The organism is Stenotrophomonas sp. P5_A8, from assembly GCF_056400545.1.
The window spans coordinates 1-1,422 of record NZ_JBFULB010000535.1 but is presented as its reverse complement, the minus strand read 5'-3'; the positions used below and the strand labels follow the sequence as shown (position 1 = coordinate 1,422).

The 1,422-nt window shown below is 64.3% G+C and carries 1 protein-coding gene and 1 tRNA gene; both read right to left on the bottom strand.

Annotation, left to right across the window (positions count from 1 at the left end; translation table 11 throughout):
* Nucleotides 1-25: 25 nt before the first annotated feature.
* Nucleotides 26-102: transfer RNA gene (locus tag AC1DQP_RS20445), tRNA-Met, on the bottom strand.
* A 121-nt stretch (nucleotides 103-223) separates the two neighbouring features.
* The coding region (nuoN, locus tag AC1DQP_RS20440) for an NADH-quinone oxidoreductase subunit NuoN (protein WP_478052425.1) at nucleotides 224-1,422 on the bottom strand (1,199 nt) is incomplete at its 5' end.

The window sequence follows — 1,422 nt, the reverse complement described above, 5'->3', positions numbered from 1 at the left end:
GCCTCCGGCTTGCACCGGAGCTATATGGTAGCGGGGGCAGGATTTGAACCTGCGACCTTCGGGTTATGAGCCCGACGAGCTGCCAGACTGCTCCACCCCGCAGCAGAAGCGGATGAGTGCGGAAGACCCGGAGGGCTTCCAAGCAACGATGTTCTGGCGAAACCGCTGCATCAACAACTCAGGAGATGAATATTACACGAGTTGCGCACGTTTGTATCGTTTTTTATGAAATATGTGCAAACGCCTGCTGGCACCAGACCATGATCGGGTTCCACGCCAGGCCCAGGCCCAGCAGTGCCAAGGCGTTCACGCCCAGCACCACACCCAGCACGCGGTCGTGGTTGGCCGGCAGCGGCTCGCCCACCGGCTCATCGAAGTACATGACCTTGATCACGCGCAGGTAGTAGAAGCAGCCCACCACCGCGGCCAGCACGCCCAGGATCGCCAACCACAGCATGCCGCCGTTGATCGCCGCGCCCAGTACCGCCAGCTTGGTCCAGAAGCCCAGGAACGGCGGAATACCCGCCATCGACGCCATGATGCACAGCACCAGGCCGGCCATCCACGGATTGCGTGCGTTGAGGCCCTTGAAATCTTCGATCTTCTCGGCCTCGAAGCCGCTGCGCGACAGCGCGATGATCGCGCCGAAGCCGGCGGTCGACATGATCGCGTAGCTCAGGGCGTAGAACAGCGCCGCCGAGTAACCGCGCTCACCACCGCCGGCGATGCCGAGCAGCAGGAAGCCGATGTGCGATACGGTCGAGTAGGCCAGCATGCGCTTGAGGTTGGTCTGCGCGATCGCCATCAGGTTGCCGATCACCAGCGACAGCGCGGCCAGGCCGGCGATCAGGTACTTCCACTCATCCGACAGCGGGCCCAGGCCCATTTCCAGCAGGCGGTAGGCCATGCCGAACGCGGCCAGCTTCGGTGCCGAGCTGATGAACAGCGCGACCGGCGCCGGGGCACCCTGGTACACGTCGGGCAGCCACATGTGGAACGGGGCCGCGCCGAGCTTGAAGGCCACGCCGGCGATCATGAACACCGCGCCGGTCATCAGTAGTACGCGCTCTTCCGAGTGCGGAATGGCGGCCTGGATCGCGTCCAGATGCAGCGAGCCGGTGGCGCCGTAGATCAGCGACATGCCATACAGCAGCAGCCCCGAAGCCAGCGAACCGAGCACGATGTACTTCATCGCCGCTTCCGAGGCCAGGCCGTTTTCACGGTTGCTGGCCACCAGGGCGTAGGAGCACAGCGCCAGCAGTTCCAGGCCCAGGTAGACCATCAGCAGGCTGCCGGCGGACACCAGGATCATCATGCCGGCGGTGCCGAACAGGATCAGCACCGGGATCTCGCCCTGGTACAGCTTGCGCTCGCGCAGGTAGCTCCAGCCATAGACCAGGGTCAGGCCGCTGCACAGCACGA